The 17,143-nt window shown below is 37.9% G+C and carries 16 protein-coding genes and 4 tRNA genes; all 20 read right to left on the reverse strand.

From position 1 onward, the window contains the following. Positions 1-2: 2 nt before the first annotated feature. The 20 genes from AB1498_02425 to AB1498_02520 all read right to left on the reverse strand — a co-directional run bounded on the left by AB1498_02425 (position 3) and on the right by AB1498_02520 (position 17,079). Positions 3-1,310, reverse strand: coding sequence for a PAS domain-containing sensor histidine kinase (locus AB1498_02425; protein MEW6087142.1), 1,308 nt, complete (start codon positions 1,308-1,310; stop codon positions 3-5). A gap of 122 nt (positions 1,311-1,432) precedes the next feature. Beyond that, positions 1,433-1,509, reverse strand: a tRNA-Arg gene (locus AB1498_02430). A gap of 34 nt (positions 1,510-1,543) precedes the next feature. After that, the gene (locus tag AB1498_02435; protein MEW6087143.1) at positions 1,544-2,296 is read right to left on the reverse strand and encodes a ZIP family metal transporter; all 753 of its coding nucleotides are present in this window, start codon (positions 2,294-2,296) and stop codon (positions 1,544-1,546) included. Between the two features lie 152 nt (positions 2,297-2,448). Further along, positions 2,449-2,820, reverse strand: coding sequence for a response regulator (locus AB1498_02440; protein MEW6087144.1), 372 nt, complete (start codon positions 2,818-2,820; stop codon positions 2,449-2,451). Continuing rightward, positions 2,789-3,862, reverse strand: a complete 1,074-nt coding sequence (locus AB1498_02445) for an HD domain-containing phosphohydrolase (protein MEW6087145.1) — start codon at positions 3,860-3,862, stop codon at positions 2,789-2,791. The genes AB1498_02440 and AB1498_02445 overlap by 32 nt, the downstream gene beginning before the upstream one ends. A gap of 65 nt (positions 3,863-3,927) precedes the next feature. Beyond that, positions 3,928-5,577 carry a HAMP domain-containing sensor histidine kinase gene (locus AB1498_02450; protein ID MEW6087146.1) on the reverse strand — a complete coding sequence of 550 codons (1,650 nt, stop codon included), beginning with the start codon at positions 5,575-5,577 and terminating at the stop codon, positions 3,928-3,930. A gap of 284 nt (positions 5,578-5,861) precedes the next feature. Next, positions 5,862-5,951 (reverse strand) — tRNA-Ser (locus tag AB1498_02455). 228 nt (positions 5,952-6,179) lie between these two features. Next, a tRNA-Arg gene (locus AB1498_02460) sits at positions 6,180-6,256 on the reverse strand. 4 nt (positions 6,257-6,260) lie between these two features. Then, positions 6,261-6,605 carry a four helix bundle protein gene (locus AB1498_02465; GenBank protein ID MEW6087147.1) on the reverse strand — a complete coding sequence of 115 codons (345 nt, stop codon included), beginning with the start codon at positions 6,603-6,605 and terminating at the stop codon, positions 6,261-6,263. Between the two features lie 110 nt (positions 6,606-6,715). Beyond that, positions 6,716-6,808 (reverse strand) — tRNA-Ser (locus AB1498_02470). Positions 6,809-6,960: 152 nt separating this feature from the next. Then, positions 6,961-7,239, reverse strand: a complete 279-nt coding sequence (locus AB1498_02475; GenBank protein MEW6087148.1) for a zinc ribbon domain-containing protein — start codon at positions 7,237-7,239, stop codon at positions 6,961-6,963. Between the two features lie 112 nt (positions 7,240-7,351). Continuing rightward, positions 7,352-8,119, reverse strand: coding sequence for an indole-3-glycerol phosphate synthase TrpC (gene trpC, locus AB1498_02480; GenBank protein ID MEW6087149.1), 768 nt, complete (start codon positions 8,117-8,119; stop codon positions 7,352-7,354). A 1-nt stretch (position 8,120) separates the two neighbouring features. Then, positions 8,121-9,134 (reverse strand): anthranilate phosphoribosyltransferase, encoded by a 1,014-nt coding sequence (gene trpD, locus AB1498_02485; GenBank protein MEW6087150.1) that lies wholly within the window; start codon positions 9,132-9,134, stop codon positions 8,121-8,123. Continuing rightward, positions 9,131-11,308: an O-antigen ligase family protein gene (locus AB1498_02490; protein ID MEW6087151.1), complete on the reverse strand. Its 2,178-nt coding sequence runs from the start codon at positions 11,306-11,308 to the stop codon at positions 9,131-9,133. The genes trpD and AB1498_02490 overlap by 4 nt, the downstream gene beginning before the upstream one ends. 36 nt (positions 11,309-11,344) lie before the next feature. Further along, the gene (locus AB1498_02495) at positions 11,345-12,190 is read right to left on the reverse strand and encodes a RodZ domain-containing protein (protein ID MEW6087152.1); all 846 of its coding nucleotides are present in this window, start codon (positions 12,188-12,190) and stop codon (positions 11,345-11,347) included. Between the two features lie 13 nt (positions 12,191-12,203). After that, a complete protein-coding gene (locus tag AB1498_02500) occupies positions 12,204-12,860 on the reverse strand; it encodes an outer membrane lipoprotein carrier protein LolA (protein MEW6087153.1) in 657 nt (218 codons plus the stop codon). A 2-nt stretch (positions 12,861-12,862) separates the two neighbouring features. Then, on the reverse strand, positions 12,863-15,076 hold the full coding sequence (locus AB1498_02505; protein MEW6087154.1) for a DNA translocase FtsK: 2,214 nt from the start codon (positions 15,074-15,076) through the stop codon (positions 12,863-12,865). 46 nt (positions 15,077-15,122) lie between these two features. Next, positions 15,123-15,581, reverse strand: a complete 459-nt coding sequence (locus tag AB1498_02510) for a GNAT family N-acetyltransferase (protein MEW6087155.1) — start codon at positions 15,579-15,581, stop codon at positions 15,123-15,125. Then, positions 15,578-16,585: an ATP-grasp domain-containing protein gene (locus AB1498_02515; protein MEW6087156.1), complete on the reverse strand. Its 1,008-nt coding sequence runs from the start codon at positions 16,583-16,585 to the stop codon at positions 15,578-15,580. Before AB1498_02515 ends, AB1498_02510 begins: the two co-directional genes overlap by 4 nt. Positions 16,586-16,611: 26 nt before the next feature. Then, complete coding sequence (locus AB1498_02520) at positions 16,612-17,079, reverse strand: hypothetical protein (protein MEW6087157.1); 468 nt, start codon at positions 17,077-17,079, stop codon at positions 16,612-16,614. Positions 17,080-17,143 lie beyond the last annotated feature (64 nt).

Here is a 17,143-nt window from a genome sequence, read left to right on the forward strand (position 1 = left end):
TTCTATCCCTTTGGCAAATTAACTATTATTTTGGCCCCCTGCTTTTTGCCTTTTGACTTAACCTCTATTGTTCCTTTATATATATTAACAATTTCTTTACAGATTGCAAGCCCTAAACCCGTGCCTTCAACCGCAGGGTGCCGTTTATAAAACTTATCAAAAACCCTCTTTATATCTATGTGGTCTATTCCACAACCTGTGTCTTTTACTGTTATCTCAATTTCACCTCCTTTCAACCTGCTTTTTATTGAAATACTGCCTTTGTCAGTAAATTTTACAGCATTATCCAAAAGATTACTCATTAAAATCAAAGCGTATTTTCTGTCTATTATAACATTTTTTGCGTTTTCCGGAACATCTATATTAACCTGGAGATTTTTCCCCGATATAAGGTAAGTTAATCCTTTTAATATTTCATTAATCACGGATACCAATGAAACTTTTCGTTTTTTCTTCTTTTTATGCGCTATTCTCCCGGTTTCAAAATCAGCCCAGAAAATGGCGTCCTTTGCGTTTTCAAATGTTATCCGGAATTCTTCCTCCGATTTTCTTAAAGCGTCCTCGGCTTTTTTCCGCCCGGTGATATCATGCTGTGTCGCAATTGAGCCTGTTATTTTACCTCTGTTATCTTTAATTGTACTTATTGTTACAAAAGATAAAAATTCTGTGCCGTTCTTTTTTATATTCGGGATCTCCCCTTCCCATAATCCTTCTTTCATAAGGGCAGTCGTTATCTCCCTGGTTAATTCATCCCTTTTTGATACCGCGTTAAGCAGGGTCACATCCTTTCCTATCAACTCGCCCTTTTTACATCCAAACAGTTTATCAAAAGCGTTATTCGTATATATTATTCTGAAAACATCTTCCAGCGAAGTAATAGATACAGCTTCTCTTGCATGTTCAACCGCTTTTAGCAATTTTTCTCTTTCTTCTTCTATTTTCTTGTGTTCTGTTATATCTTCCGAAAAGGTTATACCCCCGATTAAATCATTTTTTTCATCAAAAACCGGGTTTGTTCTTATATTAAGCCACTTCCCCTTACCTGGAATAAATAACTCCAGTGTTTCAAATTTCCTGCTTTTAAGCATTCTTTTATACGGACAATCTTTGGCAATGGGCGTATTTACTCCGTATATGGCCTTATAACATTTTCTGCCTGTTAATGAACTTTCCTTTTTTCTTGTAAAATCAACAACAGCTTTATTGACTTTTATTACATTAAAATCTTTGTCCAAAAGATATACAAATTCCGACATAGTGTCAAATACAGGAGACCAGTATTTATTAAAATCGATTTTACTTTTTAACATAATTTGATTTTTTTAATGTTCCATTGAAAATAGAAAATCGAAAAGAGACCGCAATCTTTAACTTTCCTGTCAAATCTCGATTCTCTATTTTCGATTGCTCTGTCCCGATGTTACATCGGGACTGGTGCGCCTGGCCCGATTCGAACGGGCTACCTTCAGATTCGAAGTCTGCCGCTCTATCCAGCTGAGCTACAGGCGCAAAAAAAAGTAAAATTTTTCCTATTCACTAAATACTACTCACCAATAACCAGCAATAGTACCATAATGCCAACGCCCAAAACTATACCGATAAACTGCCAAATAGAACGTTTTAATTCAGTTTCTTTATGCAATTCAGGGATTAAATCCGAACCTGCCAAATAAATAAATCCGCCTGCAGTCAAAGGCATCAATAAGGCCGAATACGCTTCAACTTTCGGGCCGATGACAAGAGAAATTATCGCTCCTAAAACAGCCACCGAAGCTGATAAAAAATTAGCGAGCATTGCCTTCTTTCTGGAGTATCCGCCGTAAATCAAGATACTATAATCACCTATCTCCTGCGGTATTTCATGAATAATAACCGCCAGAGTCGTGCTAAAACCTATTGAAGGGCTGACCAGATAACCCGCGCCTATCATCATTCCGTCAATCAGATTATGCAGGCCGTCACCGATAATATTCATCATCGCGATGGGATGGGGATGATGTTCAGAAGTCGGCAAGTGACAGTGTCTCCATGAAAAAAATTTTTCCAGAACGAAAAATATTAAAATCCCGAGAATAATAAAAATTGAAACCAGCAAATTGTTGCTGCTGTTCCTGAATGATTCGGGGACGAGATGGATCAAGGCATCGCCGAACAATCCGCCCACAGAAAAGCTTACTAAAAAAAGCAGTATCAGCTTTAATTTTTCCGTATTAACAAAAACAAAAATAATACCCAGCAAAGATATTAAACTGACAGTTGAAACACTAAGTATGGTATAAATCCAAATATTATTCAAAAATAATCCCTTAATCTTCTGTTAATATTATATAAGTCACGATGTAATACATGGAATTTGGTTTTAAGGTAATTAAGTATACTAGAATATTGTCCCTTTTTCAAGAAAAACCGTTTTTAAGAATTTGGAGGATGGTAATAAATAACAGAGCACTATGCCCCGCCGATATATTTTTTTACTAATTCCGGCAATTGTCTTGTATCTATTGGTTTGGAAATATAATCATCTGCTCCCATCTGGAGAATTTTTTCTCTATCACCTTTCATCGCAAAACTTGTTACTGCAATAATTTTTATGGTCCTTAACTCAGGGCGGTTTTTGAGCTCTTTTACAACGGAAAAACCATTCATAACAGGCATTTGTATATCTAAAAGTATTAAATCAGGTTTATTCTCACCCGCCATCTTTATTCCCTTTTCCCCGTCCTTCGACTCCAATATTTCATAACCATGAAATTTCAATATATCGCTTATTAACAGCCGGTTCTTTTCGTTATCTTCTATAATCAAAATCTTTTTTGCCATTATATCCCCCCCTTTTCCCTTTTGAATATCTGAATTCATTATAAACGGAATACATATCATCAATATTTTCAAAAAGAATATTTACGACCCGCGGATCAAAAGTTTTTCCGCTTTCACTTTTTATTATGCTGACAGACTTTTCCCACGAGAACGCGGGTTTATAAGGCCTCTGGGTAGTCAGCGCGTCTAAAATATCCGACAATGCCGCAATCCTGCCCGATACGGGAATTTCATTTTCTTTCTTCCCATGAGGATAGCCTAAACCATTCCATTTTTCATGATGCGTCAATGCAATTTCGTAAGCCATCATAATTAAAGGGAATTTGCTGCCCTGTAAGATACTTGCGCCAATCAAAGAATGCTGCTTGATAACCTCAAATTCTTCAGGTGTAAGTTTGCCGGGTTTTAACAATATTCTGTCGGGAACAGCAATTTTACCTATATCATGCATAGGAGTCGCTATTTCCATAGACTCAGCAAATTCTGTTCCAAAATTCATATTTTCCGCTATAATATAACTATATTTACCCACACGAATAACATGATTTCCGGTCTCGTCATCTCTATATTCTGAAGCCAATAAAAGCCGGGATAATACTTCTTTATTCAACTGTTTCAGGTCTTTTAAAACCTCCCATAATTCATTAGTCCGTTTCAGCACTTCTTTTTCAAGTGAATTCTGGTATTTTTTAAGCTTCAACAAATTATTTATCCGCAATAACATTTCCTCTTTTAAAATCGGCTTGGTTAAAAATTCATCCGCACCACTTTTAAATCCCCTGATAATATCTTCTTCTTCCCCCAGGGATGTTAAAAGCACAACCGGGATTTCGTATTCCTCTTTAATCTTTTTTACCATGTCAAACCCCGATATCCCAGGCATTATTACATCGGATATGACCAAATCCACTTTTTCTCTTTTTAAAATATCCAAAACAGATCCGCCGTCAAAGCATTTCAGGATTTCATAACCATGCGGTTCCAGTATGGCCTCTAAAAGCTCCAGGTCACTTTTATTATCATCGGCTATAAGAATTTTCATTTTTTTAACACCTCTTTCTCACCCTCAAAACCATACCATTTATTTTCATCTTTAAAATTCTAGACTTACGCCTTTGTATCTAAATCCCGAATCGGTATATTAATAATAAATCTTGAGCCTTTGCCAAATTCACTCTCCACCCGGATTTTTCCGCCATGGGCATCAACCAATCTCTTGCTTATTGCGAGGCCTAAACCTGTGCCCTCGTGGTTTTTTGAATCCACGGATTCAATCTGGGAAAATGTTTTAAAGAGTTTATGTATGTCCCCGGGTTTTATTCCAATACCTGTATCTTCTACTGAAATCTCTATTTCATCCTGCTTTATTTTTGCAGCCACATTTATTTTCCCGCCGTCAGGTGTAAATTTCAACGCATTGCTCAGAAGATTATACATCACCTGCTTTAATTTCTTCAAATCAGCTTTTACCCGGATATCTTCATGAAAGAGGGTTTCGAGAGCAAGGGTAATATTATGCTTTACGGCTTTTTCCCGGAACATCAGCAGGGACGGTTCAAGTATATTTCTTTTTAAAAATACGTCTTCTAAATCCATTTCCATTTTACCTGATTCTATCTTTGAAAGGTCAAGTATATCATTAATCAGGCTTAATAAATGTTTGCCGCTTGTGTTAATATTATCCATATATTGTTTCTGCTTTTCATTCAATTTACCAAAAAGTTCATCCTGTAAAACTTCAGCAAAACCAATTATAGAGTTTAGCGGGGTTCTTAATTCGTGCGACATGTTCGCCAAAAAGTCGGACTTGGATTTATTCGCATTATCAGCTAATCTCCTGGCAATTTGTGCCTCCTCTTCCGCGTATTTACGCTGAATATCCGAGCGATGCAAAATAAGAGAGGTAAACCAGATAAGAACCACAAAAATAATGACTTTTATTACTGTAAAAAATGATACCCCAAAAAGAGAATTATAGAGTCCAAGCCGTTCTCCCATTATCGATAACCAGCCAAGTATCAATAAAATGGAAATTGCAGGAAGAAGCAGCCGCCTGAGCATCACACCGCCCAGGGTTTTACTCGAAACCAAAAACATCAGGCCGGATTCCGGACGGCTCAAAAGAACAGTGACAAAAATAAGATTAAACAGCAATGATGTATTTACCGCCATTACTGTCCAGTTAACAACAGGGCCGTAAAAAATTCTTAGTCCATAGGCATAACCGACAAGCGACTGCAAAGAAATAACACCTTCGATAAGAATAAATAACTGGCTGGGACGATAACCCTTTTTCGTCTCTATATCCAGCAGTAACAGACTAAGACCGATAAGAAAGAAATTTACTGCCGTATTAGGCGCCATGCGGCCGGGATGAGACGTTCCGACAGCTCCCGGCGGTTCCCTGAATAAAAGCTGGTCTATCCCAATGTCATATTTAAATATATATTCAATAAGCGTGATTAATCCTGTCAAGGTGACAATAGCGGCACATATTTGAGCAAAAAGGCGTTTATTTTTTGACTGGACCACCGGCATTTTTGTCTGCAAAAACCATAATGATATACCAATAAGCAGGAAACTGACCGCTGTATTGGCCTTCATTTCCACTAATCCCGGGTATCCGCTTTTAAGCAGCGGAATATCAAATATCCAGCCGGTAATTACTACTATGCCGCTGAAGGCAATTATGACACATGCAATTTTGGAAAACAACCTGCAGCCAAGGATAAAATTATCAGCACTTTCATTATTCATAACATATCCGTTCATTATGCCCTGCAAAATATTATTTTGACACATTCAGGATAGTTATCATATGCTGTATATAACTTTCTGAATTAATTACCGGCCAGCACGTTTAATTATATCATTTACTTTTTTATTTTAAAACATAAATATCGAAAAAACAAGTCAAATGAGCCAGCGAAGTTTTTTGTTTTCCCGTTCAAATCCCAACTTTTTTTCTTTTAAAAATCGAGAATCTCTCTGATCAAATCTCGATTTTCTATTTTCGATTGCTCTGTCCGCCTAAGGCGGACTGGCGGAGAGACTGGGATTTGAACCCAGGAGGCCCTTGCGAGCCTACCGGTTTTCGAGACCGGCTCCTTCAACCACTCGGACATCTCTCCTAATAATTAATCATTTGTCAGAAATAACAATGGGAAAAACATAAGTTTTTCCCATTATTATATAACTGTAATTTGTGTGTCTTTTTTGCATTTTGGGAAATACAAAGTACAACTACACTAATTTCTGAAAATCGAGAATCGAAATTTGACCGCAATCGAGAATCTCTCTGATCAAATCTCGATTCTCTATTTTCGATTGCTCAGTTTTTCTGCCTGTGGCAGAAAAACTGGTGCGCCTGGCCCGATTCGAACGGGCGGCCACCAGATCCGCAATCTGATGCTCTATCCATCTGAGCTACAGGCGCATAGTTACACGTTCATTAAGCCGGATAACATCCTGGAAATATCTTCGACTTCATTCTTTAGCGACTCATTCGCTTCGTCTGAAATCAGTTTCTTTCTCTTACATATCTCTAAAATAGGAACGCATTCAAACGCTGAACCACGGGCTATTCTAAAGAAATTTATTCTGTCCGCTTTATGATATCTGCCATTACCTTCTGCTATGTTAGTCGAAATCGATAACGAAGCTCTGTTAAGTTGATCAGCGAGATAATAATTCCCTTTCACAAAATCTTTCGTCAATTCGCAAATTTTATCAGCGAAATCTACAGCTTTTCTATATACATCAAGTTTTTCGAATATGAATGCCATGATTTTGAAAATTGATAATCGAAAATAGACCGCAATCGAGAATCTTTCCTGCGGTCAAATTTCGATTTTCGATTCTCGATTGCTCTGCCAAAATTTGCATTCGCAAATTTTGGCGGAGAGGCCGGGATTTGAACCCGGGGTACCCCTTTGGGGGGTACAACTGCTTAGCAGGCAGCCGCCTTCGACCACTCGGCCACCTCTCCTTATATTTTTATATCTTATACCAAAATCCAGGCCAAAAAGCAAGTTTATTCACCCAGCCCTTCCTTTTTTAACCTAATTATTCCATCTGCAATAAAAACTAATTGCTACCTCTATCTAATTCTTTCTTTTGTTTTAGGAAGGGCTGGGTTCACTATTTTCCCTGCCATCTCTTAAGTTTCGGGATAAACTTTTCTACCGTCTTTTCCGCCTGAAACTCCATCATCTTCATTTGCGCAACCATATATTTAGTGACCTTTTCTATCATTTCATCCATGCTGATATTTGGCTCTATAAATTTCCCTTTTTGAAAACAGTAACAACAGTATTCATTATTTTTACTGCCGTCTGTATCAGTTCCATAATCATCAACCCCTTCAAGAGGCATTCCGCAACTCTGGCAAAATGGTCCATCCGGCTGTGAAAATTTCACCCCGCCCTTCCTTTCTTTTTTAGTGTCAATAAGACACTGATCATTTTTTATGTTCCCCGTTCTTTCTAATTTTATTTTTAGGAAGGGCGGGGTTCATTGTTTTAATCATAATCTATAAAAAACTTTTAATTTTAGCTCCTATATCATTGCTTTCCATCAATGCCTCTCCGATTAAAAAGGCATTTACTCCCGCACGTTTCAGCATGGTAATATTATCTTTTGTCTTAATTCCGCTTTCGCTTACAACCACTTTTTCTTTTATCAAAGGGGCCAGTTTTAAAGTAGTATTCAAATCTATTTTAAAGGTATCAAGGTCACGGTTATTTATTCCAATAATATCCGCGCCTGAATCTTCAGCAATTTTTAATTCCTCCGCATTATGAATTTCAACAAGGCAGTCTAAACATAAATCCCCGGCTAAATTTAAAAATCTTTGAAGGACCGGCGGAGTCAGGATCCTTGCAATAAGCAGGACAGCATCGGCCCCGTAAACCCTGGACTGGTAAATCTGGTATTCATCGACAATAAAATCTTTGCGGAGAACCGGGATATTCGTATTTTTTTTTACCAAAGGAATGAAATCAATCTCACCCTTAAAAAAGTCGCGTTCGGTCAGGACCGATATTGCAGACGCGTTATTTTTTTCATAAATTTTTGCGATTTCATCAGGATAAAAATCAGATTGTATTATTATCCCGCGCGAAGGAGACGCTTTTTTTATCTCCGCGACTATATTTGTTCTGCCTTTTGCGCTGATGGCCTTTTTGAAATCCCTGACAGGAAAAGAATCCAGGTTTTTCTTTAAGATTTCAAGAGGAAGTTCAAGTTTTTCTCTGTCTAATTCAATCTTTCTCTGCTGTAAAATTTTATCTAAAAACATATTATTTCTTATGGCTTTTTTCTCTCAAACTTTCAAGTTTAGTTAGCGCCTTGCCGGAGTCAATACTTTCCGCGGCAATTTTTATGCCTTCTTTGATATCTTTCGACGTGCCGCCGGCGGTAACCGCAAACGCCGCATTTAATAAGACTATATCGCGGCGGGGGCCTTTTTCACCCTTTAAAACACTCAACAAAATCTCCGCATTCTCTTTTGCTGTTCCTCCTTTTAAATCACTCAATGCCGCCCTTTTCAATCCAAAATCTTCAGGCGTAACAAAATAGGTTGTTACTTTTCCATTTTTCAATTCCGAGACTTTGGTCTTTCCGGTAGTTGTTATTTCATCCATCCCGTCCTCCCCATGCACAACAAACACCCGGCTTGCACCCAATTTTCCAAGGACATCAGCCATAACCTCCGTTAATTTTTCATCATAAACGCCAAGAACCTGAAAACCCGCACCGGCCGGGTTAGTCAAGGGCCCCAAAATATTAAATACCGTGCGTATACCTATCTCCCTGCGCGGCCCTATCGCGAATTTCATTGCCGGATGAAAAAGCGGCGCAAAAAGGAAACCAATCCCCACAGAATTCAAACAATCTTCCACACATAAGGCATCCGCTTCGATATTTATTCCTAATTCCAAAAGGACATCCGCGCTCCCGCTTTTGCTTGAAACCGAACGGTTGCCGTGCTTGGCAACCGAAAGCCCCGCGCCCGCAACAACAAAGGCCGCAGTAGTTGATATATTAAAAGTTTGCATCCCATCCCCGCCTGTACCGCAGGTATCCACTATTGTTTTTGAGTTAACACTTATTTTTTTCGCGACATCACGCATTACCTCCGCGCAACCGGTTATTTCATCCACAGTTTCACCCTTTAACCTGAGCGCGGTAATAAAACATGCTATCTGGGCAGGGGTGGCACTCCCTGTCATTATTTCCCGCATCACCTCAGTTATTTCATGCCTGGACAAATTATTTTTTTCTACCACCTTCTTTATTGCTTCTTGTATCATTTTTTTTCCCCTTTTTTATTCCTTATCCTGTCAATTTCTTCCATTTTTAAATCATATTTATCCAATTCATTATTAATTTTATAAGTATAAGCTAAATTCCTGTGAAATTCAACATTTTCCGGTTCAAGAGAAATTGCCTTGTTGAAAAACCCTTCTGCTTTTTTAAAGTCTTTCATTTCAAGGTATAAAACCCCAAGGTTATTAAAGGCCTCTCCTCTTTCCGGAAGACAACTGATTAATTTTTCATAAAAATATGCGCTTTTTTGCAATTTTTTCTTTTCATAATAAAATTTGTACATCAAATTGTAAATTTCTAAAATATTAGGATTGTTATTTTCGCTTTCTTTTGAAAGCCGGGAATAAAATTCGCTGTTTCTGTCCCCCTGTTCCATTTCATAAACCTGTTTATAAATCCCTGCGGCACGGTTTATGTCTTGTTTTATTTCTGCCTGTTCAGCCTTTAAAAGATAGGCCATAATATGGGATGGATTCAAATCTGTAACTTTATCAAGCTCTTTATCAATTTCTTTTTCTAAACCCGCCGGGTCTTCATTAAGATAGATTAACGCCATCTGGTAGCGGTAAACAGCGGAAAAGGGGTTCAACTCTGCTGCTTTTTGCATTTCCTCTTTTGCAAGCCACAAATAATCATCGCTCCTTGTTTTTAAAAAGCTTGAAAAATACCGCATTGAAAGAGAATACCTGTAAATATCATTTTCCTCATCAATATAAGTTGCCCGCCGTAAATTATTCACTGCGTCGTCAGGCAGTCCCATGCCGGAAAACCTGTCAGCCTTTAAATTCCAGGTGTTTCCGCGATAGACTTTGATTTGGAAAAACATACCCCAGGACAAAAACAGTAAAAGAACAACATACACCACGGCCCTTTTTATTTTTAAACCGGAAAAACCCTCTGAACTATTTTCTCTTAATCCCAGACCCAGTACCATCCAAAATAAACTTGCGGAAGGCATAATAAAATAATGAAAAATAAAAGATGTGTTAAAAAAGCCGGCGGCAAGCCCGGCGATTAAAATACAATTTAATGTTAAATAAAACAGCGGGTCATTTTCCTTTAATATTTTGGTTGTATTTTTAAAAAAAACTATTATAAGAAGTGAAAAAAAACAGAAGCTTAATATTCCCGTTTCAGAAATCATCTGCAGAAAATCATTGTGGGCATAAAGCCTGGGATGTTCAGAAGGTTCCAATTTGTTGAATTCCAAAGGCCTGTATTTAATGAAAACATCTTTATATGTCCCCGGCCCCCATCCTAAAAAAGGTTTTGCCTCAATCATCCGCAGTGTCCCATACCAGTTTAATAATCTCCCTTTAACAGACGGATTTCCTTCCTCAATTATTTGAGAGACCCTGCCAGGCAAAGTTTCTTGTTTATTGCGTGTAAAATTATAAAATGAAATATTCAAAATAATAATTACAAAAGTTATAATAATAAGATATATCTTGTCTTCTGTTTTAAGAATATTTTTTTTTATTAAAAAAAACAAAAAAGATGCACAAGATAATCCAAACGCGAGGATACCCCCCTGGGATGATGAAATAACAATGCCTGTCACAATAAAAACCAAAAATATACCGGAAACAGACTTAATTATATTTAGACCGCCCGAGCAAAAAAAGTAAATACTCAGGGGAAAAATCAATACGAGGTACCCTGCTAAATGGTTGGGATTAACCAGTGTGCCGAATCCCCGTGACCTGAAATTAACACTCCAGATGAAAACATCAATTCCGAACACCTGAAAAATGCTGTAAATTGATTCGAGAAAACCAAGTGCCAGTAAAAGCCAAAACATCTTCTGAAAGGGCGCATCTTTTCCCTTCCCGGCTAAAGCAAATGCCAGGCATACATAGGCTGTAATTTGTGAAAATTCAACCTTGCTGCCATAAGGATATTTACTAAAAAAAAAGGATATGAAACAGGCAGAGAAAAAAAGAAAAAGCAGGGCCTCTCCAAACGTTAAAAAACCACCTGTTTTTTTATTATTGGAATACGCCTGGAGCGCAAAAAAAATAAAAACACCAAGAAAAAAAAGCAGATTATAAGGAAGAATAAAACCTCTTACCGACTGGATTCCGATAAAAGGAAGGGTTATTAATAAAAATAAAAGCGATATCTCTTCAAAAAGATCAATAATGCGTTCTTTTTCCATCTCATGTAAAATGGGCAGGTTTAGAACCTGCCCCTACTATTCTTTTTTTTCCGGCGGGAAACTCAGCCCGGTTTTTGATTCACCCGGTGGCCCTAAAATCCCGAATCTTTCATCGTTAAATGTCCAGTCCAGCGCGCCTATGTTATCCGTGTTTATAAGAAATTTATTTTTTGCAGTCCATATCCGGGATTCATCCTTTTTCATCACTTCTTTAATCGTAATCTTATCATCTACAATCATCTCCAGGTTTACATCTTCCGCAGCTTTAGCTTTAAGTACCAGTTTTTTGGGTTTATCTTTTTCCTCAGCCGGAGACAGACTTTCACTTTCCTGGTTCTTTGGCTCAACTTCTTTTTTCACCTCAGCCGCTGGTTTTGACTCTGCCGTCCCTGTTTTCAAAAATTCCTTTTCCTGAAAAGAAGTTTCTTCAAGGGGCTTTTTTTCGTCCCTCCCGCAAAACAGCCCCACGAATATTATTACCGTCAATATGATTATTATGCATACTAATATTAAATTTGAATTAATCGGCACATTCTCCGCCCAATTTTTTGAATCAAACTTAATTTTATATTTTTTCCCGGTATTTTGATTGGTTTTTACCTCTTTTTTCCCTGGCGAAAGAGCCTCAAAGCCTGTCATAACTTCTTTAACATCCCCGCCCAGATATTCGGTATAAACCCTCAAAAATATTCTTGTATAAGTGTCCTTCGGTAAACTGTTAAAATTGCCGTCCTCAAAGGCTTTCAGATAGTCATAACTTATTTTAAGCGTATTAACCGCCTCCTCAAGGGAGACACCTTTTTTAACCCGTAGCTGTTTTAAATAATCCGAAATATTAAAAATATGTCCCTCTTTTTTGTGAATATTATTTTCTGCAGTCATAAAATCCTCTATTTTAGTCTATTTCCATTATCTGTGTCCCGGGTTTTGGTTTAAAAATAAATTCCTCGCCGGGTATTTCTTTAGTGAATATTGTGGAATCAAAAAACAAAGTTGTCCGGTTTTCCGCGGTATCAATAATTTCCACTTTTACCACATTCTGGTTGTTTTCACCAACCCAAAAAAACATACTTTTATATTCATCACTCCGTTCAGGCAGAATCTCAAGTTTATAAACATCCTTTCCTTTATATACCTCGGCATCTATATATTTGGTCCGCATGTCATTCGAAATATTCAGCCATGGGATATACCTGTTTTTTAATTGTTTTTCAAAAGATCCTAAAATCTTTCTTTTCATCAATTGGTCCGTTTCAGTAAGGTATATTAACATATCCTGCTTCGCAATAATAATAATCTGTCTGCGCCCTTCCGGGTCCACGCCTTCCCAGCGGAAATGGTCAGGTTTGGAAAAAACAATTTTCCCTTTAAATTTATCTGTTTTATCCAAACCTTTTACCTGGGTATGCTGTTGATAATAAATAATAAATGTATTCGAATTCTGGTATTTTTCCCTTAAAGGTTTGGTAATTTCTTCAACAGTTATTGCTATTGATGCAAAAGAATAAAAAACAAAAAATAGAAAAAACAAAATTATTTGTTTACGCCGCATTATTATAAACCTTCCCAATAATCCTGGGACACCAGTATTTCCCTGGAGCGCCCGACTTCATAAGGCCCGAGTATACCCTCTGCCTCCATCAATTCCACTAACCTTGCGGCCCGATTATAACCTATTTTTAACCTTCTCTGCAACAAAGAAACTGATGCCTGCCCGCTTTCAAGAACAATCCTGACTGCGTCTTTAAATAAAACGTCGTCCTCCCCGTCTTCCATGGAAAAAGATTTCTGCGAAACCTTAAAAACATCCTCTTTATATTCCGGGCCGGCCTGCCCCCTGACAAAATCAGTAACACGTTCAACCTCTTTACTGCTTACATACGCTCCCTGCAGGCGGACAGGCTTGGACGCCCCGGGCGGCGAAAAAAGCATGTCTCCCCCGCCTAATAATTTTTCCGCGCCATTCTGGTCCAGTATCGTCCTCGAATCTATCTTTGAAGAAACCTGGAACGCTATTCTTGACGGGAAATTGGCCTTAATCAGTCCTGTAATAACATCCACAGACGGCCTCTGGGTGGCAAGAACAAGATGTATGCCTACGGCGCGCGCCATCTGCGCGAGGCGTGTAATGGTATCTTCTATTTCATTCCCGGCCGACATCATAAGGTCAGCCAGCTCATCAATAATGACAACAACATAAAATACTTTTTCAGGATAAGTTTTTTCTTCTTCGCCTTCTTTAACTTTCTTTTTATCAGCCGGCATATTATTATAACTGTCTATGTCCCTGGCACCGACCGATGCAAAAATCTTATAGCGTTCCTCCATTTCAAATACCGCCCATTTCAAGGCAAGTATCGCGTCTTTCACGTCCGTAACAACAGGGGCCAGGAGGTGCGGTATATTCTCATAGCCTTTCATCTCCACTCTTTTGGGATCCACAATGATTAATTTAACATCAGATGGTTCAGCCTGGAAAAGAACACTCATAATTATTGAATTAATGCAAATGCTTTTCCCGGATCCCGTGGCGCCCGCGATAAGAAGATGGGGCATCCTGCACAAATCAAAATAAAAAGGCGTCCCGGAAATATCTTTACCCAGGGACAAAACAAGCTTTGAATCCTCTTCCTGTGTCTTATTCTCCAGCAGTTCCCTTAAACCCACCGTGACTGATTTCTTATTTGGTATCTCAACTCCGACCGCGGCTTTACCCGGGATAGGGGCAACTATTCTTATCGGCGATGCTTTCAAAACCAGCGAAATATCGTCCGCCAAATTCACAATCTGGCTGACTTTCACGCCAACCGCCGGCTGCAACTCATACCTGGTTATAACCGGCCCCTGGTGCACTTGTATAACATTCGCTTCAACTCCGAAACTTCTCAGGGCCTCTTCCAAAACCTTCGATTTCCCCTCTATCTCCTCCTTTGTTTCATTAGGACTGCTTACTTTTGAATAATCCTCTAAAAATTCCAGGGACGGCAGGCTGTATTTTTTATTATCCTTTATTGTCCCGGTTTCTTTTTCCGTTTCCACCGCTTTTTCCTCTTTAGGTTTTTTAACGTGGATTTTCTTTGCCTTTTCAGGCTCGGCTTTTTCCTTTTCCTCTTTATCCATAACAAGTTTTGCTTCCGAAACGGCTTCCTTGCGGATAAGGTTAATTACAGGCCTTGGTTTTTCCTTTAAAACTTCTTCCTGTTTTAACTCATTTAAAATCAGGCTTTTTTCCTTTTTTCCCGTTAAAAACGCCTTGATATTCAAAATCACAGGGAAAAGCAATAAATTATCAAGTAATAAAAGCAAAGAAATCGCAAGCAGAGAAGAAAGGACAATATATGTTCCAAGCACTCCAAAGAATTTATGTAAAATACCCACCCCGATTATTCCAAGTTCCCCGCCGGAATTATAAGTTTTCCCCTCAACTCCAAGAATCCATAATAAACAGCAAAAAGTAAAAAGAAACCCGGCTGTCCCGCCGTATTTTAAATATTTTCTTTCCACCGTCTCACCTCTTAACTTATGCCACCCAAAATAAACAAAAATAAAAGGGATTAATAGGGCCCCCCAGCCGAAAACTTTAGCCGCGCCGTCAGCTAAATACGCGCCGATAATACCTACGTAATTGCTTACCTTTGGATTAGGCGGATAAGTGTTAAACGGCAGGTCATTCGGGTCATAAGAGAAAAGGCTTGCCGAAAGGATAATCGTGAAAGCGAGGATAATTATCCCAAAAATTTCATTTTTCTTTTCGTGAGATATGGACATACGTATCTTTTCGGAAAAATCGGGGTTTTTCTTTAAATGTATCGGGTCATTTAGATATATCCAATTTCTTATAAAAAATCACAAGGGAATCGTCTTCCTTGTAAAAATCAGGAACCCGCCCCATCTCGATAAATCCTGTCTTTCTATAAAAATTTCGCGTCGCCTCATATTCAGGTTTTGAAGAAGTCTCAACCATTAAAATAGCCTTTTCCCCTTTTTTAAGGACATGTTTTTCAATTCGTTCCTGCAGCTTTTTTCCAATCCCTTTCCTCTGGAATTCCTTGCCCACAACCATCCAGTAAATGTCCCAGCTGAATTTTGTCATCGGTGACCTGCCAAACAAAGCAAACCCCAAAATTCTATCATTATTTCTTTCGTCAAAAAGTATATAAGTTGTTTTTGGGTTATCAAAATAGTCGGCCAGGACCTCATCCAGTATCTCTATTTCCGCGGGATTAAAAGCGGACGTCTCTTCGGCTATTTTTATATATATTTCTTTTTTCATAATTTATTATCGCGTTCTTTTAAAGAATATTGTAAAATTTTTTCTATTATATCCCCATATTTGTAGCCCGCGCTGTACCCCTGCTTCATAAATCCGCTGTCCTCATTTATGTCAGGGTTAGGATTAACATCCAGGACAAATATTTTCCCGTCTTTTTCCCTTATATCCACTCTAAAATAGTTCCTGCATTTTAAAACCTTCCCCGCTTTTTTAGCCAGATTTACAAGCTTATTTTTAAAACCTCCTGCAATATCATAATCCAGTGACGGCAATATTCTTTTGAATTCATAACTGTTCTTTTTCCATTTTGATCTGTAAGTTAAAAAAGGACTGTATCCTTTAAATCTCTCGTAATCCAGAACGGATATCCCAAGCAATTTATACGGGTATTCTCCCAAAAAACCTATATTATATTCTTTACCCGGGATAAATTCCTCGAGTATTAATCCTTTTGGAAACTCTTCGAGTTTTTTCGATAAAATTTTGTGCAGCCGGTTTTTTTCAGTTACCAGGGAATCTTTATCAATACCTAAACTGGCATCCTCAAAACAGGGCTTTACAAAAACAGGAAGGTTAATATCGTATTCTTTCAATTTTTTTACATTTTTCAGGAAAATACCTTTAGGAGAGGGGACATTGTTTTTGCTTAAAATTTTTTTTGTTTTTTCTTTATCTAAACAGGCATATAAAGAAAAGGACGGGCTGCCGGTAAAAGGAATATTTATATCTTCCAGTATCCGGACGAATTCCGCTTCTTTTTGGGAATCATCGCTGAATCCTTCAAAAAGATTAAATACACAATCCGGCTGGTAATTTAAAACCGTTCTTTTGAGGTTTTCTGTTTTTTTAAAACTTTTTTTCCCCAGGAAAAGTGTTTTAAAAGTCAAACCTTTCTTTAACAAAACCTTTTCAAGGCAGGCTTTACATCTTAAAACATCCTGGACATCTTTCCTTCGAACCGCTTCTTTCCCTACAGCAATAAGTATCTTTTTACCTTTAAACATTTATTTTATTCTAAAAAAAGGCTTTTTTATCTCTCCCCTGATAAATCTAAATCAAATTCATCAGGCGCGCTCAAATCTTCATCCAAACCCGATGTATCACTGCCCTCTTCATAAATATATTTATAATCCAGCGCTTTTAATCCTTCTTCAGTCTCTTCCGCTATAATCTCCACGTTATCCCCCATCGCTATAAATGAATCATTTAAAAACACTTTGTCTGTAATAATTTTTTTATCCCCAATCTTCAGATACGTATCGTCCGCGGCAATCTCGGTTATTTTCCCTGTAACTTTCTGCCTGGCCTTTTCTTTGCTGCCCGGCATATCCTCTTTTGCTGTAATATTAATTTCTTCTTTAACCGCTTCTTTCTTTTCTTCCGCGGCGGTTTCTTCATTAATTTCTGGTTCTTTAATCTCAGACTGCGCGGACAGGTTTGACGCAAAAATAAATTGCAAGGATATAATAAAGAACAAGATTATGCCTTTTTTTAACATAAAATCTCCTTTTTAAAAATAAGCATATTTATAAAACATGTTTTATACTACTGTATCCGGATTT

Source organism: bacterium, assembly GCA_040754625.1.
Taxonomy (GTDB): Bacteria; JACRDZ01; JAQUKH01; order JAQUKH01; family JAQUKH01; genus JAQUKH01.